The 26,727-nt window shown below is 59.1% G+C and carries 25 protein-coding genes; 13 read left to right on the top strand and 12 right to left on the bottom strand.

All coding sequences use genetic code 11. The features are described 5' to 3' along the window. Window positions 1-30 precede the first annotated feature (30 nt). Window positions 31-1,269, bottom strand: coding sequence for an ROK family transcriptional regulator (locus JZX89_RS05375; RefSeq protein WP_207133320.1), 1,239 nt, complete (start codon window positions 1,267-1,269; stop codon window positions 31-33). A 241-nt stretch (window positions 1,270-1,510) separates the two neighbouring features. Here JZX89_RS05375 and xylF point away from each other — a divergent pair, with 241 nt between their 5' ends. The 3 genes from xylF to JZX89_RS05390 all read left to right on the top strand — a co-directional run bounded on the left by xylF (window position 1,511) and on the right by JZX89_RS05390 (window position 4,744). Then, window positions 1,511-2,551: a D-xylose ABC transporter substrate-binding protein gene (gene xylF / locus JZX89_RS05380; protein ID WP_149899414.1), complete on the top strand. Its 1,041-nt coding sequence runs from the start codon at window positions 1,511-1,513 to the stop codon at window positions 2,549-2,551. Between the two features lie 78 nt (window positions 2,552-2,629). Beyond that, complete coding sequence (locus JZX89_RS05385) at window positions 2,630-3,943, top strand: sugar ABC transporter permease (RefSeq protein WP_174373789.1); 1,314 nt, start codon at window positions 2,630-2,632, stop codon at window positions 3,941-3,943. A gap of 18 nt (window positions 3,944-3,961) precedes the next feature. Next, window positions 3,962-4,744, top strand: coding sequence for an ATP-binding cassette domain-containing protein (locus JZX89_RS05390; RefSeq protein ID WP_207133321.1), 783 nt, complete (start codon window positions 3,962-3,964; stop codon window positions 4,742-4,744). A 290-nt stretch (window positions 4,745-5,034) separates the two neighbouring features. Here JZX89_RS05390 and JZX89_RS05395 read toward each other — a convergent pair whose 3' ends face one another. The 7 genes from JZX89_RS05395 to JZX89_RS05425 form a co-directional block, all read right to left on the bottom strand. After that, window positions 5,035-5,268 carry a hypothetical protein gene (locus JZX89_RS05395; RefSeq protein ID WP_174373788.1) on the bottom strand — a complete coding sequence of 78 codons (234 nt, stop codon included), beginning with the start codon at window positions 5,266-5,268 and terminating at the stop codon, window positions 5,035-5,037. A gap of 94 nt (window positions 5,269-5,362) precedes the next feature. Then, on the bottom strand, window positions 5,363-5,800 hold the full coding sequence (locus JZX89_RS05400) for a helix-turn-helix domain-containing protein (protein ID WP_149899410.1): 438 nt from the start codon (window positions 5,798-5,800) through the stop codon (window positions 5,363-5,365). Window positions 5,801-5,939: 139 nt separating this feature from the next. Then, window positions 5,940-7,085 carry a hypothetical protein gene (locus tag JZX89_RS05405; protein ID WP_207133322.1) on the bottom strand — a complete coding sequence of 382 codons (1,146 nt, stop codon included), beginning with the start codon at window positions 7,083-7,085 and terminating at the stop codon, window positions 5,940-5,942. After that, window positions 7,082-7,795 carry a TfuA-like protein gene (locus JZX89_RS05410; protein ID WP_207133323.1) on the bottom strand — a complete coding sequence of 238 codons (714 nt, stop codon included), beginning with the start codon at window positions 7,793-7,795 and terminating at the stop codon, window positions 7,082-7,084. Before JZX89_RS05410 ends, JZX89_RS05405 begins: the two co-directional genes overlap by 4 nt. Next, the gene (locus tag JZX89_RS05415; RefSeq protein WP_207133548.1) at window positions 7,792-8,985 is read right to left on the bottom strand and encodes a YcaO-like family protein; all 1,194 of its coding nucleotides are present in this window, start codon (window positions 8,983-8,985) and stop codon (window positions 7,792-7,794) included. Before JZX89_RS05415 ends, JZX89_RS05410 begins: the two co-directional genes overlap by 4 nt. Window positions 8,986-9,022: 37 nt before the next feature. Further along, complete coding sequence (locus JZX89_RS05420; RefSeq protein ID WP_046799798.1) at window positions 9,023-9,451, bottom strand: hypothetical protein; 429 nt, start codon at window positions 9,449-9,451, stop codon at window positions 9,023-9,025. An 8-nt stretch (window positions 9,452-9,459) separates the two neighbouring features. Next, on the bottom strand, window positions 9,460-11,412 hold the full coding sequence (locus JZX89_RS05425) for a BTAD domain-containing putative transcriptional regulator (RefSeq protein WP_207133324.1): 1,953 nt from the start codon (window positions 11,410-11,412) through the stop codon (window positions 9,460-9,462). Between the two features lie 172 nt (window positions 11,413-11,584). On the opposite strand from JZX89_RS05425, the gene JZX89_RS05430 reads away from it, so the two are divergent. Both JZX89_RS05430 and JZX89_RS05435 read left to right on the top strand, forming a co-directional pair. Then, window positions 11,585-12,076, top strand: a complete 492-nt coding sequence (locus JZX89_RS05430) for a hypothetical protein (RefSeq protein WP_207133550.1) — start codon at window positions 11,585-11,587, stop codon at window positions 12,074-12,076. 180 nt (window positions 12,077-12,256) lie between these two features. Next, on the top strand, window positions 12,257-12,577 hold the full coding sequence (locus JZX89_RS05435) for a hypothetical protein (protein WP_246746664.1): 321 nt from the start codon (window positions 12,257-12,259) through the stop codon (window positions 12,575-12,577). A 19-nt stretch (window positions 12,578-12,596) separates the two neighbouring features. Here the strand turns inward: JZX89_RS05435 and JZX89_RS05440 are convergent, their stop codons facing one another. Further along, window positions 12,597-13,736, bottom strand: coding sequence for an ROK family transcriptional regulator (locus JZX89_RS05440; protein WP_207133325.1), 1,140 nt, complete (start codon window positions 13,734-13,736; stop codon window positions 12,597-12,599). Window positions 13,737-13,829: 93 nt separating this feature from the next. On the opposite strand from JZX89_RS05440, the gene JZX89_RS05445 reads away from it, so the two are divergent. The 6 genes from JZX89_RS05445 to JZX89_RS05470 all read left to right on the top strand — a co-directional run bounded on the left by JZX89_RS05445 (window position 13,830) and on the right by JZX89_RS05470 (window position 20,067). Further along, entirely contained in the window at window positions 13,830-15,203 is a 1,374-nt protein-coding gene (locus tag JZX89_RS05445) for an ABC transporter substrate-binding protein (protein ID WP_207133326.1), read from the top strand. A 67-nt stretch (window positions 15,204-15,270) separates the two neighbouring features. Next, window positions 15,271-16,182, top strand: a complete 912-nt coding sequence (locus JZX89_RS05450) for a carbohydrate ABC transporter permease (RefSeq protein ID WP_207133327.1) — start codon at window positions 15,271-15,273, stop codon at window positions 16,180-16,182. Further along, on the top strand, window positions 16,182-17,270 hold the full coding sequence (locus JZX89_RS05455) for a carbohydrate ABC transporter permease (protein WP_207133328.1): 1,089 nt from the start codon (window positions 16,182-16,184) through the stop codon (window positions 17,268-17,270). Before JZX89_RS05450 ends, JZX89_RS05455 begins: the two co-directional genes overlap by 1 nt. 5 nt (window positions 17,271-17,275) lie before the next feature. Further along, window positions 17,276-18,388, top strand: coding sequence for an ABC transporter ATP-binding protein (locus JZX89_RS05460; protein WP_207133329.1), 1,113 nt, complete (start codon window positions 17,276-17,278; stop codon window positions 18,386-18,388). Window positions 18,389-18,399: 11 nt separating this feature from the next. Beyond that, window positions 18,400-19,125: a glycerophosphodiester phosphodiesterase gene (gene ugpQ, locus JZX89_RS05465; protein ID WP_207133330.1), complete on the top strand. Its 726-nt coding sequence runs from the start codon at window positions 18,400-18,402 to the stop codon at window positions 19,123-19,125. A 27-nt stretch (window positions 19,126-19,152) separates the two neighbouring features. Next, window positions 19,153-20,067, top strand: a complete 915-nt coding sequence (locus JZX89_RS05470) for a TIM barrel protein (protein WP_207133331.1) — start codon at window positions 19,153-19,155, stop codon at window positions 20,065-20,067. 79 nt (window positions 20,068-20,146) lie between these two features. On the opposite strand, the gene eglC is transcribed toward JZX89_RS05470, so the two are convergent. Continuing rightward, the gene (gene eglC, locus JZX89_RS05475; RefSeq protein WP_207133332.1) at window positions 20,147-21,544 is read right to left on the bottom strand and encodes an endo-1,3-1,4-beta-glycanase EglC; all 1,398 of its coding nucleotides are present in this window, start codon (window positions 21,542-21,544) and stop codon (window positions 20,147-20,149) included. A 216-nt stretch (window positions 21,545-21,760) separates the two neighbouring features. Between eglC and greA the strand changes: the two genes are divergently transcribed. Beyond that, window positions 21,761-22,243 carry a transcription elongation factor GreA gene (gene greA, locus JZX89_RS05480; protein ID WP_207133333.1) on the top strand — a complete coding sequence of 161 codons (483 nt, stop codon included), beginning with the start codon at window positions 21,761-21,763 and terminating at the stop codon, window positions 22,241-22,243. A 15-nt stretch (window positions 22,244-22,258) separates the two neighbouring features. On the opposite strand, the gene JZX89_RS05485 is transcribed toward greA, so the two are convergent. Further along, window positions 22,259-23,641 carry an O-antigen ligase family protein gene (locus JZX89_RS05485; RefSeq protein WP_207133334.1) on the bottom strand — a complete coding sequence of 461 codons (1,383 nt, stop codon included), beginning with the start codon at window positions 23,639-23,641 and terminating at the stop codon, window positions 22,259-22,261. Between the two features lie 136 nt (window positions 23,642-23,777). Continuing rightward, entirely contained in the window at window positions 23,778-25,115 is a 1,338-nt protein-coding gene (locus JZX89_RS05490) for an SGNH/GDSL hydrolase family protein (RefSeq protein ID WP_207133335.1), read from the bottom strand. Window positions 25,116-25,535: 420 nt separating this feature from the next. Here JZX89_RS05490 and JZX89_RS05495 point away from each other — a divergent pair, with 420 nt between their 5' ends. Continuing rightward, window positions 25,536-26,684, top strand: a complete 1,149-nt coding sequence (locus JZX89_RS05495) for a glycosyltransferase family 4 protein (RefSeq protein WP_207133336.1) — start codon at window positions 25,536-25,538, stop codon at window positions 26,682-26,684. The last annotated feature ends 43 nt before the right edge of the window (window positions 26,685-26,727 follow it).

Genomic DNA, 26,727 nt, shown 5'->3' on the forward strand with positions numbered 1-26,727 from the left:
GTATTATCGCGGAAGCGCGTTAGGTCTCAATCAGTTGCCAGAGTTCCTTGCCGGTTTCTGGAGGTTTTCGGCGCTTAATACATAATCGTCGGCGGTGGAAAGCGCGTGTTCCATATGCCCCTCGAACACCAGTTCTGGTTCGTCGGGCGCGATGCCTATTTTAGGCATGCCGCCGAAACGTACCGCCTGCGATTGCGCAAGGCCGTCATGCAGGCCGCTTTCCAGAAGATCGTAATAGCGTGTGCCGGGTCCGGTGATAAAAACCGGCATATGGCCATGCAGGCTGAAAAGTCGTGAAAGACCGTTACCGAGCGCCAGCCCGGCGGTGCGGAAAGCAAGGCGCGCCATGCGTGCACCGGCGCGGGCGGATGCGGCGATCTTGTCCACCTCCGCAATCGGCACGAATTTCGCCGGTTCGGCTTGCGGCGGTGCTTCGAAGGCTGAGCGTAGGATGGCGTAGAACCCGGAATAGGCTTCGATACAGCCCTTGGTGCCGCAGCGGCACAAGGCGCCATCGGCCAGGTGCAGCATATGGCCGAAATTGGGGGCGCTGACATCGATCGTGCCGCCTGCGGAGCGGGCAATGCCGAGGCCGATGCTGTGGCCGAGTGACAGGGTGACGAGCGCCTCCGGTGGCGCGTTCTCATCTGTCTTCGCCTGCTCACGCATCCAGATTGCCTTGGCGGCGAGCAGGGTTTCGTTGTTCAGTGTCACGCGGATGCGGTGGTCCCCGGAAAGCAGTTGCCGGAAATCGATCCTTTCATTGCCGAGTACCGGCGACCAGACGAGCGTTGCCGCTGCCGCATCCACCAGCCCCTTGCTGCTGATCGACACCTGAAGAATATCGTGACGGTCGATGCGCGAGCGGTCCGCAAGTCGTGCGATACCAGCAAGGATCGCCCCGCCGAATCTGCCTCTCTCGGCAGCTAATCTCTGTTCGGTGAAGCGATCCACCAGCTTGCCGGCATAATCGACCAGCGAATATTGCACGCTGTCGGAGGAGATGATGACGATGGCGACGTGGCAGAATGCGCCGCGTGGCGCAAAGAGAATGCGTGGCCGCCCGCGACCGGCGGCGGCGAGCTGTTCCTTGCGCAGAATGAGGCCGGCGCGCTCAAGCTCCGTGGTGATGGCGGAGACGGTGGCCGAGGCGAGCCCGGTGAAGGAAGACATGTCCGTGTGGGAAAGGCTGCCGTGCAGGCGCAGGGCCGCCATCACCGACAGGCTGTTTTTCTGGCGCACCAGTTCCGTACTTGCAATGGCGGACATGGGCTGGGGCCTGCTCCCTGAACGGCTTTTTCCTGTCGTGCTCACCTCGTCTGATGGCGCATGCCGCGAGCAAGATCAAGGCACCCTGATGCTGCCCGCAGCCGTTGTTGACAGCATTCGGAATCTCTGACATTAATTTTCTCGACTGTCGAGAAAATTGTGAAACCACAAAGGCCGACAGCTTTTTCCGGGCGTTTTCCCTGCATGGAGGTGCAGGCTTCGCCCTTACCGGGAGGACATCATGAATTCATTTGCCAAGCTTTTGGCGGGTACGGCTGTACTCGTTTCCCTGCATACTGCGGCCATCGCGGCTGATCTCGTCGTTGGCGTGTCCTGGTCGAACTTCCAGGAAGAGCGCTGGAAGACGGATGAGGCGGCCATCAAGGCAGCACTCGATAAGGCCGGCGCGAAATACATTTCCGCCGATGCGCAGTCTTCCGCCGCAAAGCAGCTGACCGACGTGGAATCGCTGATTTCGCAGGGCGCCAATGCGCTGATCATCCTGGCGCAGGATAGCGACGCGATTGGCCCGGCGGTGGAGAAGGCCGTTGCCGAAGGCATTCCGGTCGTTGGTTACGACCGCCTGATCGAAAATCAGAACGCCTTCTACATCACCTTCGACAACAAGGAAGTCGGTCGTCTTCAGGCTGCCGAAGTGTTCAAGGTGAAGCCGGAAGGTAACTACGTCTTCATCAAGGGTTCGTCTTCCGATCCGAATGCGGACTTCCTCTTCGCTGGTCAGCAGGAAGTGCTGAAGGCGGCCATCGACGGCGGCAAGATCAAGAATGTCGGCGAAGCCTATACCGATGGCTGGAAGCCGGAAAATGCCCAGAAGAACATGGAACAGTTCCTGACCAAGAACAACAACAAGGTCGATGCGGTCGTTGCCTCGAATGACGGCACGGCCGGTGGCGCCATTGCCGCGCTCGCTGCGCAGGGCATGGCCGGTTCGGTTCCCGTTTCCGGTCAGGATGCTGACTTCGCTGCGCTTAACCGCGTCGCGCTTGGCACGCAGACGGTGTCGGTCTGGAAGGACAGCCGTGAACTCGGCAAGGAAGCGGCCGGCATCGCACTGGAGCTGGCCGGGGGCAAGAAGATGACGGAAATCAAGGGTGTCACCTCCTTTGATGGTGGTCCGAAAAAGGTAGCGATGCAGTCGGTCTTCCTCAAGCCGATCGCCATCACCAAGGATAATCTCGGCACTGTCATCGACGCCGGTTGGATCAAGAAGGAAACGGCCTGCCAGGGTGTGAAGGCCGGAACCGTCAAGGCCTGCGACTAAGACCCAAGGGTCCAGCTTTGGGCGCTGCGCCACCTTGGTGGCGTGGCGCCTTTCAGATGTAAGGAGGACCGGCATTTCATGGCCGATATGACCCAATCCAATTCCACAGCGTCTCCCAAGGCGGAAAAGACAGGCTCGATAACGCGCTTCATCAGCGCCACGGAGCTGGATACCAGGCTGCTCGGCATGGTCGGCGCGCTTCTTCTGATCTGGATCGGATTTCATATCCTGTCCGGCGGCCTGTTCCTGACGCCCAGAAACCTCTGGAACCTTTCGGTGCAGACCGCTTCCGTGGCTGTCATGGCAACCGGCATGGTGCTGGTCATCGTCACCCGCAATATCGATCTGTCGGTCGGGTCGATCCTCGGTTTTTCCGGCATGATCATGGGGGTCATGCAGGCGGAAATCCTGCCGCAGATCCTCGGTTTCGAACATTGGGCGACATGGATCGTCACGCTTCTCACCGGCATTCTTGTCGGCGGCGCCATCGGCATGTTGCAGGGCTCGATCATCGCTTTCCTAAACGTGCCATCCTTCATCGTCACGCTCGGCGGCCTGCTCGTCTGGCGCGGTGGCACCTGGTTCATCACCAGTGGCCGTACCGTTGCGCCGATGGATTCCACCTTCCGTCTGATGGGCGGCGGCACCAATGGCTCGATCGGCGCGACATGGAGCTGGATCGCCGCCGTCGTTGCCTGTGTCGCCATCGTGGCGGCCATCCTGAATTCCCGCCACCAGCGCCGCCGTTTCGGTTTTCCGCTGCGGCCGGTCTGGGCGGAATATTTTCTGGTGGCGCTCGGCTGCCTCATCGTCGTCGGTTTCGTTGCCGTCGTGAACAGCTATCCCTGGCCGATCAACATCGCCCGCAACTATGCCGATGCAAACGGGATCGTCTGGCCTGAAGGTGGTCTGTTCATCTCGCACGGCATTGCCGTTCCCGTTCTGATGGCGCTCGCCGTGGGCGCGGTGATGACCTTCATCGCCACGCGGCTGCGCTTTGGACGCTACGTTTTTGCCATCGGCGGCAACCCGGAAGCGGCGGAACTGGCCGGCATCAAGACCCGCTGGGTCACGGTGAAGATTTTCACGCTGATGGGCGTTCTATGCGCCATCGCTGCGGCGATTTCGACCGCCCGCCTCAACGCCGCCACCAATGCGCAGGGCGAGCTGGATGAGCTTTACACCATCGCGGCGGCCGTCATCGGCGGCACCTCGCTTGCCGGCGGTGTCGGCACCATCGCGGGCGCGATGCTCGGCGCGCTCGTCATGCAATCGCTGCAATCCGGCATGGTGCTGGTAGGTATTGATACGCCATTCCAGCGCATCGTGGTCGGTGTGGTTCTGGTCGTCGCCGTCTGGCTCGACACCATTTACCGCGCCCGCGCCAAGTAAGAACCGAGGAGAACTCCTATGACGGACCAAGTCACGCCCCTCGTGGAAATGCGCAATATTTCCATTTCCTTCGGCGGCATCCATGCGGTGGAAAACGCCTCTGTCGATCTTTTCCCCGGTGAGGTGGTTGCCCTTCTCGGCCATAATGGCGCGGGCAAATCGACGCTCATCAAAATCCTGTCTGGCGCATACCGGCGCGATGACGGCGATATCCTTATCAACGGCGAGGATGCGGATATCCGTAACCCCCGCGACGCCAAGAAATACGGTATCGAGACCATCTACCAGACGCTTGCCGTGGCTGACAATGTCGATGCGGCGGCCAATCTTTATCTCGGCCGCGAGTTGAAGACGAAATGGGGCACGCTTGATGATGTCGCCATGGAAGCCTCGGCCCGCGAAGTGATGGGGCGTCTCAACCCCAATTTCCGGCGGTTCAAAGAGCCGGTCAAGGCGCTGTCAGGCGGTCAGCGGCAGTCCGTTGCCATCGCCCGCGCCATTCTCTTCGACGCTCGCATCCTCATCATGGATGAACCGACGGCGGCACTTGGGCCACAGGAAACGGCGCAGGTTGGCGATCTCGTCAAGGAACTGAAACGGCAGGGCATCGGCATCTTCCTCATCAGCCACGATATTCACGATGTCTTCGATCTGGCCGACCGGGTCTTCGTGATGAAGAACGGCAAGGTTGTCGGCCATGCCCGGACCGAGGATGTCACGAAAGACGAGGTTCTGGGAATGATCATTCTGGGCAAGGTGCCGCCGGGTGCGGTGCCGGGGCCGGGCGCTGTCGCGCCTTGAGTCCATTCGCCGCATGTACCGGCAGTAGGTGAAATGGTTGATCTTCTGGCGCAACAGCGGCTTGAAGATCGGCAGCTCTGGATCAACCCGGATTGCGTTGCCCTGATAATAGGCGAGGCCCGGCGAAAAACCGGGCCTCGATCATCATTTGCGATGAAATCCCGTGGGAGGGGTTATGCGAATGCAGGCAGATGCAAGATGCGCCAACTTGTTTCAGGAGGTTCCCGTCTGGAGGACGGTGCGGGAACGTTCCGTCTTAGGCATCTATGCGGCTGCGAATAGGAAATTGCTCAATGCAGATCGGCCGATGCGAAACCGCTGGAATTCAGCTCTGCGCCTGCATGCGGCAGGCCGTGCTGATTGATATCCTGGGCCAGCGACAACAATGCCATTTCCAGGAAATAGGTCGACATGCCCAGTTCCATGGATTTCGAGCGTTGGCAAAGGTATGAAACCATCCTTCCAAGCGCCAGAATCTCGTCTGAATTGTCCTGTTCAAGTATTGCTGTGGTAGACGCCGCCATGCTTCCCTCTCGACAATCGACAGTATGAAAACGCGTTGATCCCGCGTTATTCATTTTCGACCATATCGAGCGTCACGCGAGCGTCACACCTGCGTTACTCATCGTTCTTTTTCTCCGGCGCGGCCGTATTTTCCGCCGTTTCGGTCGCTGCGAGCGATGTTACGAGGGCGACAATGCTTCTGCGGATGCTTGAACTCTTGATTCGCGAAAAGGCCTGATTGAGCGAAAATCCTTCATTCGAAGCGACGAAGGACTGCATGGCGTTTATCGAGCCGATGGCCGGATTGTCGTTTCCGACATCGGGCGTGGCATTGGCGAAAAGCGAGCTGACATCGACGCCGAGAACCGATGCGATGGCCTGTAAACGCGATGCACCAACGCGATTGGCGCCTTTTTCGTATTTCTGGACCTGCTGAAAGGTGATGCCGAGCCGGCCGGCCAGAGCGCTCTGGCTCATGCCGAGCGACTTGCGCCGCATTCTGATCTGGGTGCCGACATGCACGTCGATCGGGCTGGGAAGTTTGGGCTGCATAATAAATTCCTCCATGTTGAGGGTCTTAAATCGGATAATTATCAATTAATATTGTTGAAGGTAGACATTCAACACAATTTCCACGGGTAATATGAACTCTTATTGACAAAATAACGCAGTTTTACAGTTACAGAACACGTCACGAGGCCCGGCTTATAACCTTTGTGGCGCAACGCAACGCCCCGTTGCGGCTTGCGAGATGGCTCCATCCGGCCACGCCGATGGGATGAAAACCGAGCCTTTCCCAGATTTGCCTGTTGTCTTCGTCGAACTCCTCAAGCGCCTCCTCGTCGCCGAAATGCGGCAGCCAGACGAATGGCTGTTTTTGGCCTGATCGTGCGACATTTTCAAGAATGACATTGTTGTAAAGTCGCGGAATACATTTGTTGCTGTCGATGGCCGGTGAAAGGGGAATGGGATTTCGTATTACTGAGAAACCCTCCCGGATCAGCGAAAGCACCGAGGCGTCGAGTTTTCGTTTCAGATCCGTCGCCGCACGGCTGCTGCATCCCGCATGCGCCACCGGATCGGCTACCAGAAGCAGTGGACGGTTTTCCTGCCTCAAACCGGTCACCGCAACGAACTGATCAACGTGGAAACCGCATTGGTGCATTTTCCGGGCGGCCATCGGCATGGGGGCTGATCTTGCCTGGGAAAGGTCGAACGTGGCCTCCGTAACTCCAAGGTCTTCCGGCCGGTATCCAAAACTGTAGACTGTTCTGCCGTCCAGAACCTGAATCTTCTGCCATTGCTGCGAATATTCTACGGCGTTGCTCCCGACACCTGCCCCGCTACTGTCCTGGAGGCTCGAATATCCGACCAGCCGAAAATCCGGGCCAACCAGCTGGTTGCCACCATCCAAAACGACGCCGGAAACGGCCGTTACGAGCCCGAAACGCCTGGCAAGCGCTCTGGCGCTGGCGTTTCCCGCTGCCGAAACCAGTTCGGTCGCGGTGCCTTTTCCATCGGTCCGAACATGGACGATATCCTGTATCCACGGGTGCGAAATGCTGCTGTTTTCATCAAGCGGCAGCAACTCGGCGGCGCAGGGGGGCGCCAGCCTTTCGAGCCAGTTCTGCGCCGATGAAAGGCAGGCCCGGTCGACGACGATGGCCGCGATCATTTCGCGGGGCAGGGCCGAAAGCAGGTTTCCGATGGGAAGGAGTGGCGAAATGCCATCTCTGTCGCGGTGCTCGGTAAAAAACGATGCCGGAAGCGCGAATGCGATCGTGTCAATCAGTCCACCACAATCGGGCACGAAAGACGGAGACCGGGAAATTGTCACGGCGTCTTTTCTCCTGTCATCCGCCGTGCAGCTAATTGCTGAAAAAACACCGTGTTCTGGAATTTCCATGATGGCGATGGCGGGGACGGCAGGTCCCCGGCATTGAGCACCTCCAGAAGTTCGACCGCGTTGTTTCTTTTTACGGAAACGGCCTCTTTGGCCAGAAGATTTGCCACATCCGAACCAAGGCCAGCTTCAGCGGCAATGGCACGCCATGTTCTGCGGGTAAAATGCAGATGCCGGGCGGCGTGCAGCAGAGTATCGTGTTCTTCCGGTGCGATTTTATCCCGGCACGCTTCCAGCGTTGCCTCGGCGTCGACCAGCGCGATTGTCAGTGGGCGATAGCCAAGTTCACCCGGCGCGTGGCTGACCGCCACATCGGCGTCGGAAAACCGTCGTCCATCGCGATAGGCTTCGAAGATTTCACCGATGCCGATCATGCCGAAGGCCGCACATTCCGCCGCCCGGAGCGCTCCCATGCTGGCGGCACCGAGAATAGTGACGCCGGATGACAGGGCATGCAGGATTTCCTTGTGCCAGACGGCGGCGCAGTCCCCATAAAGGCCGTCGATGAGACCGACCGTCCGGACGCCCTGCTGCACGGCATCGAAAATATCACCGCAGGCGGCCGGTCCGCGAAGATCGAGACCTGACATTTTTTCGCCAGGGACGCCGTGGATGGAGGGGCCGGCAAAAACCACGGTTTTCATCGAACACCTCCGGTGCTCAGAAAATGATCGAGTGTCCTCGGCGATATGTTTTGCAGGCCGCCGCTGGTCGGGGTAAGGCCGCTTGCCAGAACCCGCACGACATTGAGGCCCGGGACACCCGTTTCCAGTGCGAAGACATAAATATCCTCAATCCCCGCAGTGAAAAGGCGCTCGGCAAGCTGGCGCCAGGACGGCAAAGATCTGTCATCCGTTACAAGATCAAGCTGCACCGGCGTCCGTTCCACCGGTTGCCGCGCTGATGCAGGCGCACTCAACATGTCTCGCTGGTAACGCAGCGGGGAGAGATCATCCCGCGCGCCGCTGATATCCGTCAGTCGCGACTGGATCGCTTCGAGCAGCGCCCCAACGGCGGCGTCATAGGTTGCGGTCCGGCAGGCCGCGCCCGCCGCATTACGGGTTGCGGGGCCGTCCAGCGCGTTAACGGAGCGGGGAAGGCTTGCCATCACCACCGGCACGCCGAGTGTGTTCGTCATGTCGAAGAAGGACGGTTTCAGGTCAATGTCTGAAAGACGTTTAACAAGGCTGTCGAACGACGTATCGACACCCGCCGGAAACATGACCGGCTCTGGCGCGATCGTGCGGGTTTCAAAAGTATCGACGAGAAAACAGGCGTCGTTTTCGACGAGTTCGAGCAAGGCGTGGAGAACCGCATGGTCGTCGTTAAACCCCGCCGCGAGACCCTGCGAACTCATGAGGAAAGCCTGCCGATCCCAGGGGAAATCCGCGCGAAAATCCATGCCGATGAGTTCGTACGGAGCAAATACCTCCTGCTGCTGGCGAACGGATATTCCCTTCACCCAGCCGCGTTCGCGCCGGGGATCGAGCCTGTCCGGATCGACGCGGCCGACGGTTTCGAAAGGAATGAGAGGAACGCCCTTTGCCCGCATCTGCTCGAGGGAGCCGAAGGCCGAGACATGTTTGCGGGTATCTTCAGCGACCGCGCCTTCGATGGCTTCCATGATCGCCGAGAGCCGCGCCTGTTCCGCAACAAGTCCCTTGCCTTGCGAAACCGAAAGTCCGCGCGAATTGGGGCGCACCGCAAACCAGACGGGTATGCCGATAATATCGAGACCGGTCACGTCACCGACGCGGGTAATCCCGAACTGCCGGAGCAGTTCGGGATCGAAGAACGATGCGTCCGCATGCCTTGAAGCCGCTGTCGCTGATATGGGAGCACCGGTAGCGGTCAAGGCTGCGGAACCGCGATCAGGGCGCAGAGTTGGCGTCGTCGGCAAGGATGGCGTCGAACAGCTCGCCGGTGACCGAACCCGCCGGACCGACAGCCTTCAGCGCCGCGCCGATCGGTGCCTGCACCATGCGGTTGAAATCCCAGCCGGCGTCGGTCACTTCACCGATAAAGGCGAAATCTGCCTCGGAAACCACGGCGCCGCCGGCGACGAGGGCTTCGATGCCCTGGATCTGGACCTGGTCCAGCTCAGCCTCGGGCTGGCCGTCCTGGCGAACGAGCATGGCCTTTGCTGCAGCCGCGACGCGTGCATAGCCGTCCACGCCGGGGTGGCTGGCTTCATAGGCCGCGATCGTCTCATGCGACACGGACGCAACCCTCAGCGGCGTCGTGCGAATGAAAAGAACGCCGAAGCCCTTTTTTCCAACAATGAAGAAATGCGAGGACATAATATCTCCTATTTGATCCCAGCTAATCGAAGTGCGTGATAGAATTTCTCATTCGCTATCGGGTCGCGGTCTGGAGAAAGGCTGCTGATCTCCCTCGCCGACATACCCGGATAGTTTTCCTGAAGCCTGCCGCCGGTTTCCCGGGCAGCGGCCAAATCGCCATGCAGCGCGTGGCTTGCGGTCAGAACCCGCAGGGCCGGCTCGTCATTTTCCATTCGCGCGCATAATTCCACCGCCGCGCCGTAATCCTCGCGCTTGAAGGCGATGCTGGCGCCTGCCCACCAGTAGATATCGGGTGCGAGCGGGTTGAGATCGATCGCCTGCTGGAATTTCTCCCAGGCGGTCTCGGCATCGCCAAAGTGGGCAAGCGCATCCGCATGCTGGAGCAGGAGGTCGGCGGAGTTGGGCGCAAGCGCCTCCGCCTCGAAGAATTTTTCGGCGGATATGTCGAAATCCCGCTGGTAGAGCGCCACCACGGCGCACATCCAGTGGCCGACGCCAAGGGCGGGGTCGATCTCAACGGAAGCGTCGGCCTCCGCCTTGGCGCGGTGCAGCAGGTGAGGGTCGTTGCCGCCTAGCATCAGCCATTCCAGCTGCAGGCTCTGCGCCACCCGGGCGCGGGCGACGGCCATGCTGTGGTCGAGATCGACGGCCCTGCGGAACATCGAACGGGCTCTGCGCAAAAGCGGCAGGTCGCATTTGCCGCGCAGGAGTTGCTGGCCCTCCAGCAATTGCCGGTAGGCCTCGCCGCTGTGGTTCCGGTCGGGTTCCACCTGCAGCCGCTCGATCTCGCGGGCAAGCGCCGCAGCCACCTGTTTGGAGAGCAGACGAAAGGCGGTGTGGATGTGCCGCTCGGAGAGGACCACTTCCAGCGACCAGACGATTTCGCCGGTCGCTTCCTCGATCAGCGCCACTGACATGCCGGTATCGTCGAAAACCGACGACATGATCCGGTAGTCGGCCCGCAGCATGGCGTAACCATCATCGGCCCGGTCTCGTGAAAGAGCAAAGGTGCTGTGCGGTGAAAGGACGGTAAATGTTCGATAGCGCACCAGGCTGTTGGCGACATCCTCGATAAAGGCATGCATGACCGGCGATGCCGGCAGCCCATCCACCCGCGCCGGCAGGCCGAAGGCGACGCGCGGTTTCGCAGTGGCTTTTCGCCGGTTGGCGTCGTCCGGCTCGGCGGGGGTGGCTATCGTCGAGGCGAGGCTCTGTATCCGGCGTCTCAGCGCCACGGTCTCGGCTTCCGGCGAGCGTTCCTCCTGACGCAGCTGCTCCAGCAACAGGCCGAACATACCTTCGCAGGCGCTGATATTGCCGATGCGCGCATAGGCCGCCATGGCGGCGCGGTAGGTTTCCTCGCGTTCCGGTTCGATATTGCGCGCGCATTCGGCAAGTCTGGCGATATCGTTGGAGCTGGCGCGGCCGAAGCGGGTCAGCTCCTCCAGAAGCTGCGTGTAGCTCGAAAAGAACAGGTCCTTGAGACGACGGCGTTCCGACAACAGCCAGAGGTAGAGATGATCTTGCCCGGCATCCAGCCCATCCAGCAGATCGCCGCCGAATTCCAGCAGGGCCTGCAGCCGCCGCATCGGGTCTTCGGCTCTGGCGCCGACAAGAAAGATCGCAAGGTCGGTCCGCTGCGCCAGCTGTCCGGCCTTCAGATCGTTCCCTTCGGTGAGAAGGATGGCCTCGTCTTCATTGGGCAGCTTCTGAAGCCGCAGGATCAGCTGCCGCAAGTTGCCGAGTGCCCGTTTTTGCTCGACATTTTCCCACAGGAGCGATGCGGCGGACTGGCGGGAAAGCGACTGGTTGGGCGCAAGAATGAGGGCTGCGATGAGGGCAAAACCCTTGGACGGGAAAAACGCCTCCCTCACCGCGTCACAGCGCGGGGTGCCAAAAAGCCTGATCGGTATCAGTTCAGCGTTCCCAGCCACTTTCGTCCCCTCATGAATCACCATCTAACAACGTGTCCGGGAAATTGAAAGTCATCATAGCGTTCCATTTGACGCTGGTGTGACGCGGCCTGCCTATTGTCGCAGACAGAAGCATGAAAGACGGGCGGAAAACAGCGGACATGCAGCGGGCAGGCATCGGGAAATTTCGAAATTGATAGCGTTCAACGGAAGCTACATGGCGTTCGAGCCGCGTACTGAACCTTACCAGCGTGCCGACGATGTCGGATACGCGGTCAGCGAGTTCATGTGGTTCAAGGGACGTCCGTTCTATCCGGTCTCGGCGCTGGTTCATGCGAAAGTTGCCCATGCTAGGCTATCGGCTGAGAAGTGTGACGATCAGGATGAGGATAATCTCGATATTCTTTTTCGCATGCCGGTGGTGGCGGGCGGGCATTTTTTCGAGATCGTGCTGCGTTCGAACGAGGGCACCTCTTACGGTGGCTGGCTGTGGGGGGAAGAGCTGGAAATCCTGAACGAATTCGTCAACGGCTATCGCGTTCTGGCGGGGAAGTTCGAAGGCAGGCTGATCCGGTTCGAATATTCCAGACGGTTTCAGCGGTACCGGACGGCCGAGCCGCTTCCGGTCGAAAAATCCGTCTTCCTGATCCACCGGGAGGCCAAGCCCTACGCAGCAAGGCGCGATTTGCCGGCAGGCCCGGCACGGTGATTACCGGGGCCTTTTGCGTTCAGGGGGACGCAAAGGTATGGGGGAAATACCTGGTCGGTAGACGCTCGTGAACTGCGCATATCGCTGACATGCCCGGAAGAGCCACGGCTTTATCCGGTACTACTGGTGGATATTTTTATTTTTATTATGTGGACAATTATGATGCCCAATCGAAGTAACATGCGTAACAGGCGGGTGTCATCGCAACTTCTGGCGGTGAATTACGCTTCCGGCGACGGCGCGCTTTCCCATGCGGAGAGCGTCGACGATGAGCCGCGTGCATCGATGCGCAACGACAGGCTTTATGCCGTCATCGAGCCGGATATCAAGGCGTCATCCCCGTCTCTGACACGGGATGGCCGCGGCGAAGAGGTTCCGGGTGGAGCCGAGATCAGCAACACGGTCGTTGATGCCGATATCAGGGTCGCAAAATGGGCTTGGGCGGTTTTGGCGATCGCACATTGCTGGCTGATTTATTTCATGGTGAACAATCTCGGCTGAACCGCTCACGCGCGGGGTATCAGCCAAGTTCGCTGATGCCGTGCAGGATCATTGCCGCTGCGCCGAAGGCCACGGGGTCCGTCGCGACGACCTCCGGCAGCAGGACCTGCGGCTGTATGACCTTCGAGCCGTTAAACGGGTTCGACCATTCATAATCCAGCCATTGCATCAGCTTCTCGCGTACTATTCGCGGTAAGGTGCCGCCGACATAGATGGCGGTGGGTGCGAGCACGGCGCTGACGGCAAAGCCGAGGCGGGCAACCTGCGGCCCGGCCCGCTCCAGCCATGCATCGAGCACGTCGGCATTGCGCAACAGATAATCCGTCCAGACATCCGGCGCGCGCCCCGAGGGTTTTTCGCCCACATGCTCAAGACACCAGGCCGCCAGGTCTTCGAAAGAAGGGCGGGAGTCTCCACGTCCGCGCAGAGCGCCAATCTCGCCGGCATTGCCGAGATAACCGCGATAAAGCTCGTTCCTGATGATGATGCCGCCGCCGATGCCTTCAGACAGATAGAGATAGGCGAAGTTCTCGTGTGCCGCCTTGTTGCCGAGCGTCAGCTCGCCCATCGCGGCCGCATTGGCATCGTTTTCGATGATCACCGGGCAGCGCAGCGCTTCGCGCAGCATGGTGGAAAGATCAGAGCCCGCCCAGGAAATCACCTCTTCGGCAAGGTCGAGAGACATCGCCTCCTTGCGAAAGCGGGTGGGCATGGCAATCGCCGCGCCGATCAGGTCGTCTCGGTTGACCGCGTTTTTCGACAGCAACTCTTCGGATCCATCCTGAAGCGCCCGCTGGACGTCGGAAAAGGCGTCATAGGCGCCGCGCATCCGTAATTCGCCGACGATTTCCCCGCTGAAATTCAACAACGTCAGCGTGACCGAATAACGATTGGCATGTGCTCCCAGGGCGTAACCGACATTTCTCCTGAGCATGAGGTCGATATGGGGGGCACCGCGACCCTCCTGCCGGCGCGCGCCTTCCTCGATAAGGCCACGTTCCAGCAGATTGCGTGTCATCATGCTGACGGCAGCCGGCGTTACGCTGCAATACTCGGCAAGTTCGACCCGTGAGGCCGAGCCCTTGCGCCTTATGTAGCCCAGAAGCGCGCCCTGCGTCGCGCCAATACCCGCAAGCCCACCGTTTCGTCTGTCAGCCAAAGTTTCGCTCTCCCAGCTTTGTCACCGGAAATGTCATAAAGCTGTAAATTAAGCAACTTAATTAAATAATCAGTTTCAACGGGAATGGATCACATGTTCAAGTCTCTCTCCTTGGCGGCGACGGTCGCCCTCGGCGCGCTTTTGCCGGCCGCTGCTTTTGCCGAAGACATCAACATCAAGCTCTGGACGCTTGCCGACAAGAATGCGCCTGCCCGCATCACCAACATCGAAGCGGCGGCCGGCGTCATGAACGCGCAGTTCAAGGCCGCCGGTGTCGACAAGCGTATCGTCATCGATACCAACAACAGCAGCGTGCAGGGCTGGGATGGCTTCGCACTCGATACGCTGAAGGCGTTTTCGGTAGGGCAGGGACCGGATGTCTACATTCTGCCGCATGAATGGATCGGCCAGTTCGCGCAGGATGGCTATGCGATGGCGATGGAAGACAAGATTGCCGCCGCTCCCTGGGTCTACGGCGATATCCTGCCGGTCCTGTGGGACTCGGCCAAAGCAACCGACGGCAAGATTTATGGCATTCCGCAGGACGCGGAAATCCGTATGTTCTTCTACAACAAGGATATGCTGCGCAAGATCGGCAAGGACGAAGCCTTCATCGAGGCTCTGCCGGCCAAGGTCGATGCCGGTGAGTTTACGCTCGACGATCTGACCGCGCTGTCGAAGGAAGTGGTTGACGGCAAGGCCGCGCAATATGGCATGCTGCACCGCCCGAATGTCGGCATCGATTATCTGATGGTATTCCAGTCCTATGGCGTGAAGTTCATGGACGAAAAGACCGGCAAGCTCGTCTTCCCCAAGGCCGAGATGGCCAAGGCGCTGGGCTGGTACGAGCGCAACGCCAAGCAGGGCGTTACCCCGGTCGACAATACCGCCATGAGCTGGGAAGCCATCCAGACCGCCTTCAAGCAGGAAAAGGCCTTCGTCTTCCATCAGGGTGTATGGGCGGTTGCCTGGCAGGTGGGTGAAAAGAACGGCGCGACCTGGCCGACTGATGCCAAGGGATATTTCAACAAGATCGGCTGGATTTCCGCGCCGGCAGCTGAAAAGGGCGGCAAACCGGCCAACCTGTCGCATCCGCTGCTTTATACCGTCAATCCCAAGAGCAAGAATGCCGATATCGCCGCCGATCTCGTGGCGCTCGCGACATTGCCCTATTTCAACAACGAACACGCCGTGACCTCCTATCACACGGCTATCAGCAACGCCCAGACGGCCATGCCGAAATACCGGGACAACTGGGTCCTTTCCGCTGCCTCGCCGATGATGAAGGACGCGAAGTTCGTGCCCAATCACACCAAGTTCGGCAGCTATAACAAGGTGCTGTTCAGCGGCCTGCAGGCGGTTGAGACCGGTAAGATGACGGCCGCTCAGGCGGTTGATTTCATCGCCGACGAACTTGAACTGCAATTCGGCGCAGAGGTCGAAATCCGCGAAACCGCAAGCAACTGAGTTTGCCTGACACCACGCCGCCCGGTTCTGCCGGGCGGCTTTCCTGCGTTCCCACCGGTATATCGTAATGTCTCAATTCCAGCTCAGGGCGCGTCGCCCAGCCCGGCCGATTTTTTATCTGGCACCGGCTCTCGCTTTGCTCGGGGTGTTTTTTCTTGCGCCCATCGTCGTCAATCTGGTGATCGCCTTTACCGATATGGGCGCAAATCTGAAGGTCGGCAAATTCACGGTCGAGAATTTCCAGCGCATGGTGCAGCGTGACATGCGCCTGCCAATCGTGCTTCTGACGACGTTCATCTATGTCGGCGCAACGCTGTTCTTCTTCAATATCGGCCTCGGCGCGCTGCTGGCCGTGACGACGACGGCGATCCCGGACCGGATCGGCAATTTCTTTCGCGGTCTGTGGCTTTTGCCGCGCATGAGCCCGGCCGTGCTTTACGGCGTGCTGTGGATATGGATCGCCGATCCCACCTCATCGGGCCTGCTCAACCAGTTTCTCGGCGCGCTCGGCGCACCCGCTCTCAATCTGCGCAACGACTTTCCGCTGTTGCTGGTGGTGGTGGCGAACGGTGTCGTCGGCGCATCCTTCGCCATGGTCATTCTCACATCCTCCATCCGCTCCATACCGTCGCATCTGGCCAATGCGGCGCGTGTCGATGGCGCCAGCGAATGGGGCGTGCTTCGCCATGTCGTCGCACCGGCCCTCTCGGCACCGATCCGCTTCATCACGCTCTATCAGGCGCTGTCGCTGATGACGACCTATGAATATATTCTGCTGATCACCGGTGGCGGCCCGGTCTACGACAGCACGACCTATGCGCTTTATATCTACCGCCGCGCGTTTGAAAACGGCGCTTACGCCTATGGTGCGGCGCTGGCGCTTGGCCTGATGGCCATCGGCGTCGCCGTGACGCTGGTGCAATGGCGCCTCAGCAATATGCGCTCGACCTTTGCTCCTGCCAAAATCGAGGTGCTGTGATGACGCTCGCCCACACCCAGGCACCTGCCCATAACAGGCGTGCCCTTGATCGGAAGCCGGACTGGACGCGCCTTGAAAAGCGCAGCATCGCTCACCGCGCCGGTTTTCTTCCCGTCATCCTCGTGTTCCTGACGGTGGTTTCGGTTCCCGTTCTCCTGCCCTATCTGTGGCTGCTGGTGAAATCGCTGACGAGTTCCGACGACAATCTCAGCCGGCTCGTGCTGTGGCGCAGTGGTGCAATCGCCGCTTTTTCCTATGGCGGCGCGATTGCGGTCGCACTCTATTCCCAGCGCCTGCGTAATCCCCTGCTGCTCTGGCTGGCGCTTGGCATCGTGGTGGCGGCGCTCGTTTTCGTGCTGGTGCTGCCGCATCTGACCATCGAGAACTACAGCTTCCTGTGGAGCCGTGATATCGAGAAAACCGGCACCACGCGCATGGCGCTGATGCCGTCCGTCTGGACCGCCATGCGCAGCTCGCTGCTGTTTGCCGCTTCGCAGACGCTGATTGTCGCGCTGGTTGCCACGCCCGCCGCCTATGCGTTGTCGCGCTTCACCTTTGCCGGGCGTGAAAACGTGCTGCGCGGGTTGCTGCTGCTGCATGCCTTTCCCGCACTCGCGCTCACCGTCGCAATCTTCGTGCAGCTGCATTACATGGGCCTGCTCAATAATCTCTTCGGCGTCGTGCTGGTCATGAGCGCGCTGGAATTGCCCTTTGCGATCTTCGTTCTCAAGGGCTTCTTCGACAATGTTCCCTGGGACATCGAAATGAGCGCCGTCACCGATGGTGCGACGCGTTTTCAGGCCTTCCGCATGGTGGTTCTACCACAGGTGAGAAGCGGGCTGATTGCGGTTGCCACCTTCACCTTTCTGCGTGGCTGGGAGGAGTATGTCTTCGTCCAGACCCTGCTCATCGAAAAAAGCCAGATGACGATGAGCCTCTATCTCTTCTTCGTGGCACAGGACAGCGTGGGCGTGAATTACGGCATGATCGCCGCTGTCGGCATCGTTTATCTGCTGCCTGTGCTGATCATCTACATCTTCACGCAGAAATACATCACCCAGATGAGTTTCGGCGGGATCAAAGGATAATCGCCATGGCCAGGATCACCCTTAACAACGTCACCAAAAGCTGGGGCGACACCCGCGTGCTGCAACCAATGACGCTTGCTATCGAAGACGGCGAATTTGTCGCCGTTCTCGGCCCGTCCGGGTGCGGAAAATCGACCACGCTTTTCCTGCTGGCCGGGCTTTATGCCCCGACCGGCGGCGAGATTGCCTTTGACGGTCACAACGTCAACCGCATCGATGCGCGTGACCGCAATGTCGGCATCGTTTTCCAGTCCTATGCGCTTTATCCCAACCTGACGGTGCGGGAGAACATCGCCTTTCCGCTGCGCTTCAAGAATGTTCCGCGCGAGGAAGCGGCGCGGCGGGTGGAAGAGGCGGCAAGCCTTGTGCAGATCAGCGCACTGCTTGACCGGCGGCCTTCGCAGCTTTCCGGCGGCCAGCAGCAGCGTGTGGCGCTGGCCCGAGCGCTGGTCAAGGAGCCGAACATCCTTTTGCTGGACGAGCCGCTCTCCAATCTCGATGCGACGCTGCGCATCACCATGCGAGCCGAACTGAAAAGTCTGCAGAAGCGGCTGAAGATCACGACGTTGATCGTCACCCATGACCAGATCGAAGCGATTACCATGGCCGACAGGATCATCTGCATGAACAATGGCTCCATCGCCCAGATTGGTACACCTGACGATCTTTATCGCCGGCCGGACAATCTGTTCGTCGCCGGGTTCATCGGCACGCCGCCAATGAACCTACTGAGGGGGCGGGCTGAGCGCGAAGGATTGCGGATCGGCGATGCGCGGCTTGAGCTCAATACCCATTACGATGGCGAGATCACCTTGGGATTGCGTCCTGAGGATATTGCGCTGGTCAAACCCGCCGAAGCACGGCTGGAGGGCGAGATCGCTACCGTCGAGCCGATGGGGCGCGAGGTTTTCTACACGGTCGATACGCCCGCAGGCATGGTGCACGCGCTGGAATATGGCGAGACGATAAGACACGCACCGGGTGGACGGGTCGGCCTTGCCTGCACATCCGGCCTGACACTGATTTTCGGCGTCACCGGCAATCGCATCGCCGGGCTGCACGCCGATCTTTCACAGCACTCGACCATTCCGGCGCGTCAGCCGGAACCCGTGAACTGACAGGACATTCCATGCCAAAAATAGTCTCCCACCGCGGCGCCAATCGCTTTGCACCGGAAAACACCTTCGCCGCCGCTGATCTCGCCTTGCAGCAGGGTGCTGATTACATCGAGCTTGACGTGCGCGAGAGTGCGGATGGCGTGCTTTATGTCTTTCACGACGAAACGCTTGATCGTACCACCAATGGCACCGGACCGATCGGTCATGCCCTGTCGAGCGAGATCGATGCGCTGGATGCCGGCGGCTGGTTCGGAGAAAGCTTCAAGGGGGCGGTGGTGCCGCGTCTCGATGCCTATCTGCGCCATTTGCGTGGCCGCTGCGGTGTTTATGTCGAGCTGAAATATTGCGACCCGGTCAAGGTCACTGCGCTGGTGCGGGATCTCGGCATGGTGCGCGATACGTTCTTCTTCTCCTTTTCCGAAGAGATGCGCCGGGGCCTGGCCGCCGCCGCGCCTGAGTTTCGCAAGATGATGACGCTTGACATTGCCAAGTCGCCCTCACTGGCGGCGGCGGTGCATCATGCCTCGATCATCGAGATCACACCGGCGCAGATGCGCAAGCCGGGACTTGTCGCGGCATGCCGCAAGGCCGGTCTCGAAGTCATGGTCTATTACGGCGGCGATGACATCGACCTTCATAATGAGATCGCATTGGCCGGAGTAGACTACGTCAATATCGATCGCCCGGACCTGTTCGATACGGCGCGGCGTGCCGCACGGCTGCCTGAACTAACATAACCTTACTTACTCCCTGGAGATGACGACATGACAAATCTGATTGGTACCGGTTTCAACGCCGGCTCGGACGACGGCGAACTGGCCACTCTTGAAAGCGATCTGCGGGCACTGGCCGAGATTGGCTGCGACACGGTGGAAATCGCGGCGACCAGCCTCGATATGATCGCCGGCGGCCGCATCATCGAGGAGCGCGCCGACCGGTTCGCGGCGCTCGCGAAAGAGTTTGATTTCCGCTACACCGTGCATGGTCTGGTGTCGTCCAACTTCATGGACCCGGTGACCTGCCGTTACCAGATTGATGCCGCCAAGGCGCTCGCTGTCCTCTGCGACCGCATCGGCGCGGGCATTCTCGTCCAGCATAGTGGCGCGCTGCGTGCGGACCAGATTGCCGAGCGTGCCGATGCCGATGCCCGTGAGCGCGAAGCGCTGTTCGAGCTTGCGGAATTCTGCAAACCCTATGGTGTGCGTATCGCGCTTGAGAATATCTTCTCCACCGAACCCGGCCAGTATCGCCAGACGCCGGCCGAGGTGGCTGCGACCGTGAAGGCGGTCGGTCACGACAATGTCGTGGCGCTGATCGATTTCAGCCATGCCTATCTCGAATCCACCTATCGTGGTCTCGATTTCCGCGAACAGCTTCGCGCCATGGCGCCCGTTGCCGGCCATCTGCATGTGCACGATTCCTTCGGCCGGCCGCAAGGCTTCTACGAGGCCTATTTCACACAGGAAAATACCGCCCTTGGTATCGGCGATCTGCATATGCCGCTCGGCTGGGGGGATATCGAGTGGGAGAGCATCTTCTCGGAACTGACCTTCCTTCCGGATACGGTGCTGATGATGGAAATTAGCCGCCGTTACCGCGCCGAGCAGCCGGCAAGTCTGGAAACGGCGCGGCACCTCATGTCGCTTTATGCCGCACGGACACAGCTTGCGGCTGAGTAAGGCGTTCGAACAAGGCACAGCCTGCAAAGGCTGATGTCTGTAACGCCGGCAGTTCTGGACGCGGCTGCCGGCGTTTTTATCAAGCGGCCCAGTCGGACAGCGAATAGGCCCTGATGTAGTCGATCATCATCTGCGAGCCGTCGCTGAAATCATTGGCTGAGGGCGTTCCCGCCATGCCGCCGACGGCGAGATTGACGACCATATACATGGGGTCGTGCATATCATCAGGCGTATCCGTCTGCGCCACGGCGACATCGTCAAAATACCAGGTGATATGGTCTGCTTCCCACAACACGCCGTAGGTGTGAAACCCTTCCGTGCTCGGCACGCTGACATTGTTGACGACCGATGTCTGTTCACCCGTGGCGTTGGAATGGGTGGACATGATGAGCGTGTTGGGATTTTGGCCGCGCATTTCAATGACATCGAGTTCCGGCGGCCATGATCCGTCCTCCGGCAGAAGCCAGAAGGCCGGCCAGGCGCCCCGGTCGGTCGGCATATCGGCGCGGATTTCGAAATATCCATAGGTCTGGCTGAAGGAGGAATAGGTGTTCAGCATGCCGGAAGTATAATCGTAACCCTCGACCTCATCGGCGACCGATTGTGCGGTTTCCGCAGCGGTGATGGTCAGTACGCCGTTTTCGACGCTGAACGGGTTGACCTCCGAGGTGCCGGCATAGGCGGGGTTGATATACCACTGCGCCTCGCCATTCGTCGTCAGCGAACTTCCCTTCTCCGGTGCCCACCAATATTTGGCATCCCAGGTTCCCTGATCGCCGCTACGCAGTGACAGCGCATCGAATTCATCGGCAAAGGTCTGTGTCAGGGATGACCGGTCGAGACTGAGTTCGAACTGGTCGGTCTGAAGGTCGTCGATGGACGTTCCGGCAAGAACCACGGCTTCGCCGTTCGAAAAATTCAGCCACAGATCGCTGCCTTGCTGCGTGGCATTGCTGACAAGCTGATCGAAGGATGTAATGCCGTAACCGTTGAGCCGGATCGTATCGTTAGCACTGAAATCCATGATGAGATCGGTGCCGTTGCCGCTGGTGAAGACGAAGGTGTCGGCCCCACCGCCGCCGATCAGCACATCATTGCCGGCTCCGCCATCGATCGTCTGGCTGCCCGATCCACCGGTGATGATGTTATCGAGCGAGTTCCCGAAAGCGTAACGGCCATCACCAGTCACCCTGAGATTCTCAAAATTGTCGGGCAAGGTGTAGCTCATCCAGGTATCGATCGTATCGATGCCTTCCCCGGCATTTTCCACGGCGCGGTTGATGCTGGAATAGAGATAATAAATATCATCGCCCGTGCCGCCCGCCATCGTCACATTGACGGAACTATCGCCCCACATGGAATCATTACCGCCGGTGCCGGCGAGCAGTGGGCCGGACCCCGTGGCGGAGAAAAATCCGGTGGAACTGTCGCTATAATAGAGCGTATCCCCAAGCGCATTCACTACTGTCCGGGCCATTGCCGTCTCCTGTTCGTTAGCGTTGGTGTCCTCACTCCTCCTGTAAGACAACCTAGCAGGGCAAAAAGCCTCGTGTTAGAGCCAGAAATGAGGGGTATGTTCCCTCTATGCGGGTTTCTGGGCATTGCGGTCTTGCTCCATCAAGGGGAGCAATGGCAAAACTGGACTGGAGAGAGATGCCCCGGGCGGCGTCTCAACGACATTGGAGTGCCAGGATTGAGCGTAGCCTTTACAAAGGAAGACAGTGCCGAAACAGCAGCCGAGACGGTTCTGCCCGATCGGGTGATTTCGCCACACCCCAATCTGGTGACCGAGGCCGGACTGAAAGCGCTGGAACTGCAGTTGCGGCTGGCGCGCGAAGCTTGCGATGCAGCCAACATTATCGAGGACGTCAATGAAAGAAGGCGGCTTTCCGCCAGCCCCCTGCGCGATATCCGGTATTTCGCCGAGCGTGTCCACACCGCCCAACGTATGCCGCACCCACCTGCGGATGGCGTCGTCGCCTTTGGCAGCCTGGTAACCTTCAGCCGCGATGATGGACGGACGCAACAATTCCGGATTGTCGGTGAAGACGAGGCCGATCCTGCCACGGGATCTATGTCTTATGTTTCCCCTGTAGCCCGGGCGTTGATGGGGAAAGCGGCCGGTGATCTGGTCAGTTTGGGTGGGAAGGAAATTGAAATCATCGCGGTTGCCTGAAGGTTCGTGCAGCCCTCAGGTGGGCTGTGTTGTCGCCCGGCTGTCTTCATTGGCTATTCCGGCGATGCGCAGCTTTGTATTTTTCAGAAAAAGCCTGAAGTCCAGATCGATGAAAGCATATGCGAGAGCAAGGCCGATATGGGCCATGAAGACGGGATTGAAATTCAACTCTTCAAATTGATAACCGATGATGACCCCGATCGCCGAATAGGTAAAAAAGCCGATTTTCCGCTTCCGGAAAATCGCATAAACAAGCGCAAAGGCGCTGAGAAAACAAAAGCCGATGCCAGATGCATAGGCGGTGGCAAGAAAACCGTTATGCGGTGTGCCGCTATGCGATATTGCCGATAATTCCTGGCTCCGTGCGGTGAAGCCGACGCCCAAAGGATGATTGAGCATCACCTGAAAGCCGCCGACGATCGTCCCTAGCCTTTCCTGCACATTGTTGCTGCTGTTGCTGTCCTCCACAAAACGCTTCGAAAATGCCTGTTCTGCGAAATCGAAGACGCCCAATGGCAGTACCGAGGCGAGGACAAGGGCGGAAAGAGCGAAGCCGAAATAGGTGCTGAGCAGCATCTTGATCGAGAAGTTTCTGATATAGAAATAGAGCCCGATGGCGAGAACGGCAAACACGCCCGACCGGTTGAGTGTGAGCGTGAAACTTGCCAGATAGACAAGCAGAAACACGGCGAACAGAGCCGGACGCCGGTAGCGTTCGGCAAGATATGCGGCTGCCGCGCCGGCAAGGGCAAAGGCCGGACCGGCTGTATTGCCTACCGGCCAAATTCCGCCAGCCTTCTCGACACGCAAGAGCAGCGGACTCATTTCACCTTTTGCAGCGGCTTCCAGTACGGCGGCTTCATCGAAGTTGAATGACAGTCCGATGGGGGCCAGTTGGTCATGTATGAAAATGTCCAGAAACAGCAGGATCGTCACAGCAACGAAGCCCGCAAACATGCCCCAGCAAAACAGCTCAAGAAGGTTCTCCTTGAACAGCAGATAGGCGAAAAACAGAAAATAGACGGCGTAAAAATAGGTCATCGCCGTCGTGTAAAATTCTCCTTCGCCGCGATCATCGGCAAATCCAGCCGAGAGAACGAAAAGTAAAGTGAGCGGGACAAGGTAAAACAGAAGGATGGAAGGCGTCAGGCAACGAATGTAAAGCAGGGCGATAACGGGCAAGGTCATCAGCACCAGCATATCGGTAATGTTGAGGAAGCGCAGGCCCAGATTGCTGGTCAGGACATTGCATTGAATGAAGAAGCCAATGAAGAAAACAAAAATTGACAGGAAGTGACCGGGAACCCTTATTGTTCTTGAAGGATAAAAGGGCATTGCCGTGATAAAACCCGGCAATGGCGACGGATGCGATGACACCATATTTGCACGTCTGGTCATTCGCGGCCTGTATCTTTCACTGGCGGACCTGAGACGGTCCTGTTGGTAGGGCACCATCATTGCGAGGCAGCGCGATGATGGCGACGGGTAGTGGTCTTGACGACCTCGTCGTGCAAGACAGAGTTTTCACGGTCTTTCAGCCGCTCAGGTTGCCTTTTGGCATGGCACCTTCAACGGCGATTACTCTCTGAATGTAGAGCGGTTCGTTGGAACTGGGCGGAGTGGTGCCAAAGGCTGGCATTATCCTCAGATAAAATGAGTAACCATCCGGGCTGATGTCGGGGTCTATGGAGATTGCGTTTGCTGTCGCCCACATCCAGCCGCTATTTATAGAAATGCTCGCATTCGAAAATTGCAGGGCTGAACAACTGATAGTCCTTGTCGCTCCGCCGCTTTTCGTAACCAGAGTGATATAAGGCGGACGTTGCTCCGCGCTGTTTTTATAGAGGATCGCGAAGGATATGGTTTTGCCGATTATCGCCGCGGCCTCTGCGTTCCGGACATAACGAAACAGCGCGGCCGACTGGTTGCCATTGGCGCGCAAGGCGAGACTGTGAGCGAAGGATGGGAAAAAAGTGGTGTCGGTGCTTTTGACGGCGGTGCCGGGCGCGCTCAGGTTCCAGCCCGCCGGGGCAGAGCCTGACCATTCGGTGAAATCGCCGTTGGCGATGAGATTTGCAGCGGGAAGCTTCGGCCAGCACGGTGTCTGAAAGCCGCTATCGGGTGCCGAAGCCAGATAGGAACCGAACAGAGTGCGGGCAATGAGTTGTGAGCCAGCATCGTTCGGATGGATGTTATCCCGGTAAAGTGTAGCGTCCTTGCCCTTTGCCACAAATGCCGCATGTGTATCCACCAGCGTTAGATTCGGGTGGGATCGAGCCAGATCGAGGATTGCCTGATAGACCTTGTCGTAATCCGTACTGTCGCGCCAGGGGTTCTGGGTGGTGATGAGTTGGGGTGTGCCGGGCCATTGCCACTCGGTCATGCTGAGTGGCCCGAGCAGTGCGGACCGTCCGGAACTTAAGATACGCCCCGGCGTCTCGAAGCTTTGCATATTGTGACCATGATGCAGGATGCACAGATCGGGGCGTGGAATCCTCAGCGCAATCGCGCGCTGGTCCGCAAGCATGTAGCCTGCCATACCGCCGGGCAGTGCCGCGAGGTAGACTGTGAGCGTTGGTCCCGTGCCGGTGCGCAGCGTGATCGGATCGGCATAAGCCTTTGGTCCGGTCGCGGCATTTGTCTGCCATTCGGCCCAGCGGTACAATACGACCTGCGCATTGTGCAGATCGCCAAGCATGGAGGCGAACTGCTGGAATGGTCCCCCGTCGGCATAGGCGGTGCTGTCACCATTCACGAAAATCGTGGCGTTCTGGCCAGCAGTCAGGCGCGCGCGCAAAGGTGAAAGTGCGTTTAGGGAGGGGACCACGGCTCCCCCGTTGCCGGGAATAATACCGAGCGTCACGCCGATCATGCCGACACCTCTTCCGTTGCCGGCATATATATGCATATCTTGCGTTTGAGCGGTGTCATCGTTCGTTCTCCTGGTCTGGCGCTAGGATAACCCCACCATAAGATCCGGGGAAAAAGCGCCAGGAGTTGAACGCTGAACAGCGGTAAAATTAAACGTCATGAAATTTTCTTCGATTTCTTCTAAAATATTTAAATTGACTATTATTTTTTATTTCGCGCGGGCTAAAATATAAATCCGCATAAAGGTTTGAATGTCTTTTCTTTTAGTCGCAAGTAAACATTGCCATTCTTATACCAGATCGACGGGGGAAGATATCCCTGCCGTTGCCGCCTCAGCCGAACTTTTTTACTGGGTGTCTGATCATGCCCGTCATTGCGAGCCATGGCTGCTCCAGGGCATCTGCGCGCCGCAGGTAAGAGCATGACATCCGCGCTTTTTGTCAGCCACACCGGAGAGAAGGGTGGCGCCGAGCTTTTCCTTACCGATCTGGTCAAGGCTGGGCCAGATTCCTGGCGTGCCTGTTTTCTCAGTGGCGGTGGCGCTGCCGAGGATCTGGCAGCGGCAGGCAGGCCCCCGGTCCTGCTGTCGGCCGGAGAAAAAATGCTGTCGATCCGCCGCGATTCCTCGTTCGGCGCTATGTTTCGCGGCGCGGCCGACGTGGCGGCCGTTGCCTGGCAGTTGAGCCGGGAGGCAAGGCATTACGATGTCATCTGCGCCAATTCGCAAAAGGCGCTTTTTGTCTGCGCGCTTGCGGCGAAACTCAGCCGCCGTCCGCTCGTCTGGATTTTGCACGATATCGTTACGGATCCCGCCTTCAGTTCCGCCAATCGCCGTGCTTCGCTGGCCTTTGCCCGATTTTTTACGAGGCTGGTGGCCGTCAATTCTGAGGAAACCGGCCGGGCCTTCGTTGAAGCCGGCGGCGAGGCGGAGAAGGTCCGTATCGTTTATAACGGCTTCGATCCTGCAATGGCGGTGGCATATGACCCCGAAAAAGCCGCACGGCTGCGCGGGGAACTCGGCCTTGGTCCACAGCCGATCGTCGGCCTATTTGGCCGGCTGAGCGAATGGAAAGGCCAGCATGTCTTTCTGGAGGCGATTGCGGCGATGGATGGTGTCCAGGCCATTATCGTTGGCGGCGCGCTTTTTGGACAGGAAGCCTATGAGACGCGCATCCGCGAGCAGGCATCCCGCCTTGGCCTTGATGGCCGGGTCCGTTTCCTCGGCTTTCGTTCGGATGTGCCGGAACTGATGGCGGCTATGGATGCCGTTGCCCATACTTCGATTGTCGCTGAACCTTTTGGCCGGGTGGTGGTCGAAGCCATGATGTGCGGTCGGCCGGTTGTCGCCACACGCGGCGGCGGGGTGACCGAAATCATCCGGGATGGCGAAACGGGTCTTCTTGTGCCACCGGGTGACGCATCGGCGCTTGCCGCCGCACTCGGCTGCATCCTTTCGCATCCAGCTCTGGCGGAACGGTTGGCGCAGAAGGGGCGGGAGGATGTGAGCCGTCGCTTTTCGCTGGAGGAAACCTGCCGTTCGGTGTCCGCACTTCTGTCGGAAGTGGTGTGAGACTGGGCGGGTGAGCGATCCGGATAAGACAGCTTGGACAAGC

Source organism: Agrobacterium burrii, from assembly GCF_017313405.1.
GTDB lineage: Bacteria > Pseudomonadota > Alphaproteobacteria > Rhizobiales > Rhizobiaceae > Agrobacterium > Agrobacterium burrii.

Coding starts and splice junctions, on each gene's coding strand:
- JZX89_RS05375 (WP_207133320.1), bottom strand. CDS start 1,269: ATGTCCGCCATTGCAAGTACGGAACTGGTGCGCCAGAAAAACAGCCTG.
- xylF (WP_149899414.1), top strand. CDS start 1,511: ATGAATTCATTTGCCAAGCTTTTGGCGGGTACGGCTGTACTCGTTTCC.
- JZX89_RS05385 (WP_174373789.1), top strand. CDS start 2,630: ATGGCCGATATGACCCAATCCAATTCCACAGCGTCTCCCAAGGCGGAA.
- JZX89_RS05390 (WP_207133321.1), top strand. CDS start 3,962: ATGACGGACCAAGTCACGCCCCTCGTGGAAATGCGCAATATTTCCATT.
- JZX89_RS05395 (WP_174373788.1), bottom strand. CDS start 5,268: ATGGCGGCGTCTACCACAGCAATACTTGAACAGGACAATTCAGACGAG.
- JZX89_RS05400 (WP_149899410.1), bottom strand. CDS start 5,800: ATGCAGCCCAAACTTCCCAGCCCGATCGACGTGCATGTCGGCACCCAG.
- JZX89_RS05410 (WP_207133323.1), bottom strand. CDS start 7,795: ATGAAAACCGTGGTTTTTGCCGGCCCCTCCATCCACGGCGTCCCTGGC.
- JZX89_RS05420 (WP_046799798.1), bottom strand. CDS start 9,451: ATGTCCTCGCATTTCTTCATTGTTGGAAAAAAGGGCTTCGGCGTTCTT.
- JZX89_RS05425 (WP_207133324.1), bottom strand. CDS start 11,412: ATGGTGATTCATGAGGGGACGAAAGTGGCTGGGAACGCTGAACTGATA.
- JZX89_RS05430 (WP_207133550.1), top strand. CDS start 11,585: ATGGCGTTCGAGCCGCGTACTGAACCTTACCAGCGTGCCGACGATGTC.
- JZX89_RS05435 (WP_246746664.1), top strand. CDS start 12,257: ATGCGTAACAGGCGGGTGTCATCGCAACTTCTGGCGGTGAATTACGCT.
- JZX89_RS05445 (WP_207133326.1), top strand. CDS start 13,830: ATGTTCAAGTCTCTCTCCTTGGCGGCGACGGTCGCCCTCGGCGCGCTT.
- JZX89_RS05450 (WP_207133327.1), top strand. CDS start 15,271: ATGTCTCAATTCCAGCTCAGGGCGCGTCGCCCAGCCCGGCCGATTTTT.
- JZX89_RS05455 (WP_207133328.1), top strand. CDS start 16,182: ATGACGCTCGCCCACACCCAGGCACCTGCCCATAACAGGCGTGCCCTT.
- JZX89_RS05460 (WP_207133329.1), top strand. CDS start 17,276: ATGGCCAGGATCACCCTTAACAACGTCACCAAAAGCTGGGGCGACACC.
- ugpQ (WP_207133330.1), top strand. CDS start 18,400: ATGCCAAAAATAGTCTCCCACCGCGGCGCCAATCGCTTTGCACCGGAA.
- JZX89_RS05470 (WP_207133331.1), top strand. CDS start 19,153: ATGACAAATCTGATTGGTACCGGTTTCAACGCCGGCTCGGACGACGGC.
- eglC (WP_207133332.1), bottom strand. CDS start 21,544: ATGGCCCGGACAGTAGTGAATGCGCTTGGGGATACGCTCTATTATAGC.
- JZX89_RS05485 (WP_207133334.1), bottom strand. CDS start 23,641: ATGACCAGACGTGCAAATATGGTGTCATCGCATCCGTCGCCATTGCCG.
- JZX89_RS05490 (WP_207133335.1), bottom strand. CDS start 25,115: ATGATCGGCGTGACGCTCGGTATTATTCCCGGCAACGGGGGAGCCGTG.
- JZX89_RS05495 (WP_207133336.1), top strand. CDS start 25,536: ATGACATCCGCGCTTTTTGTCAGCCACACCGGAGAGAAGGGTGGCGCC.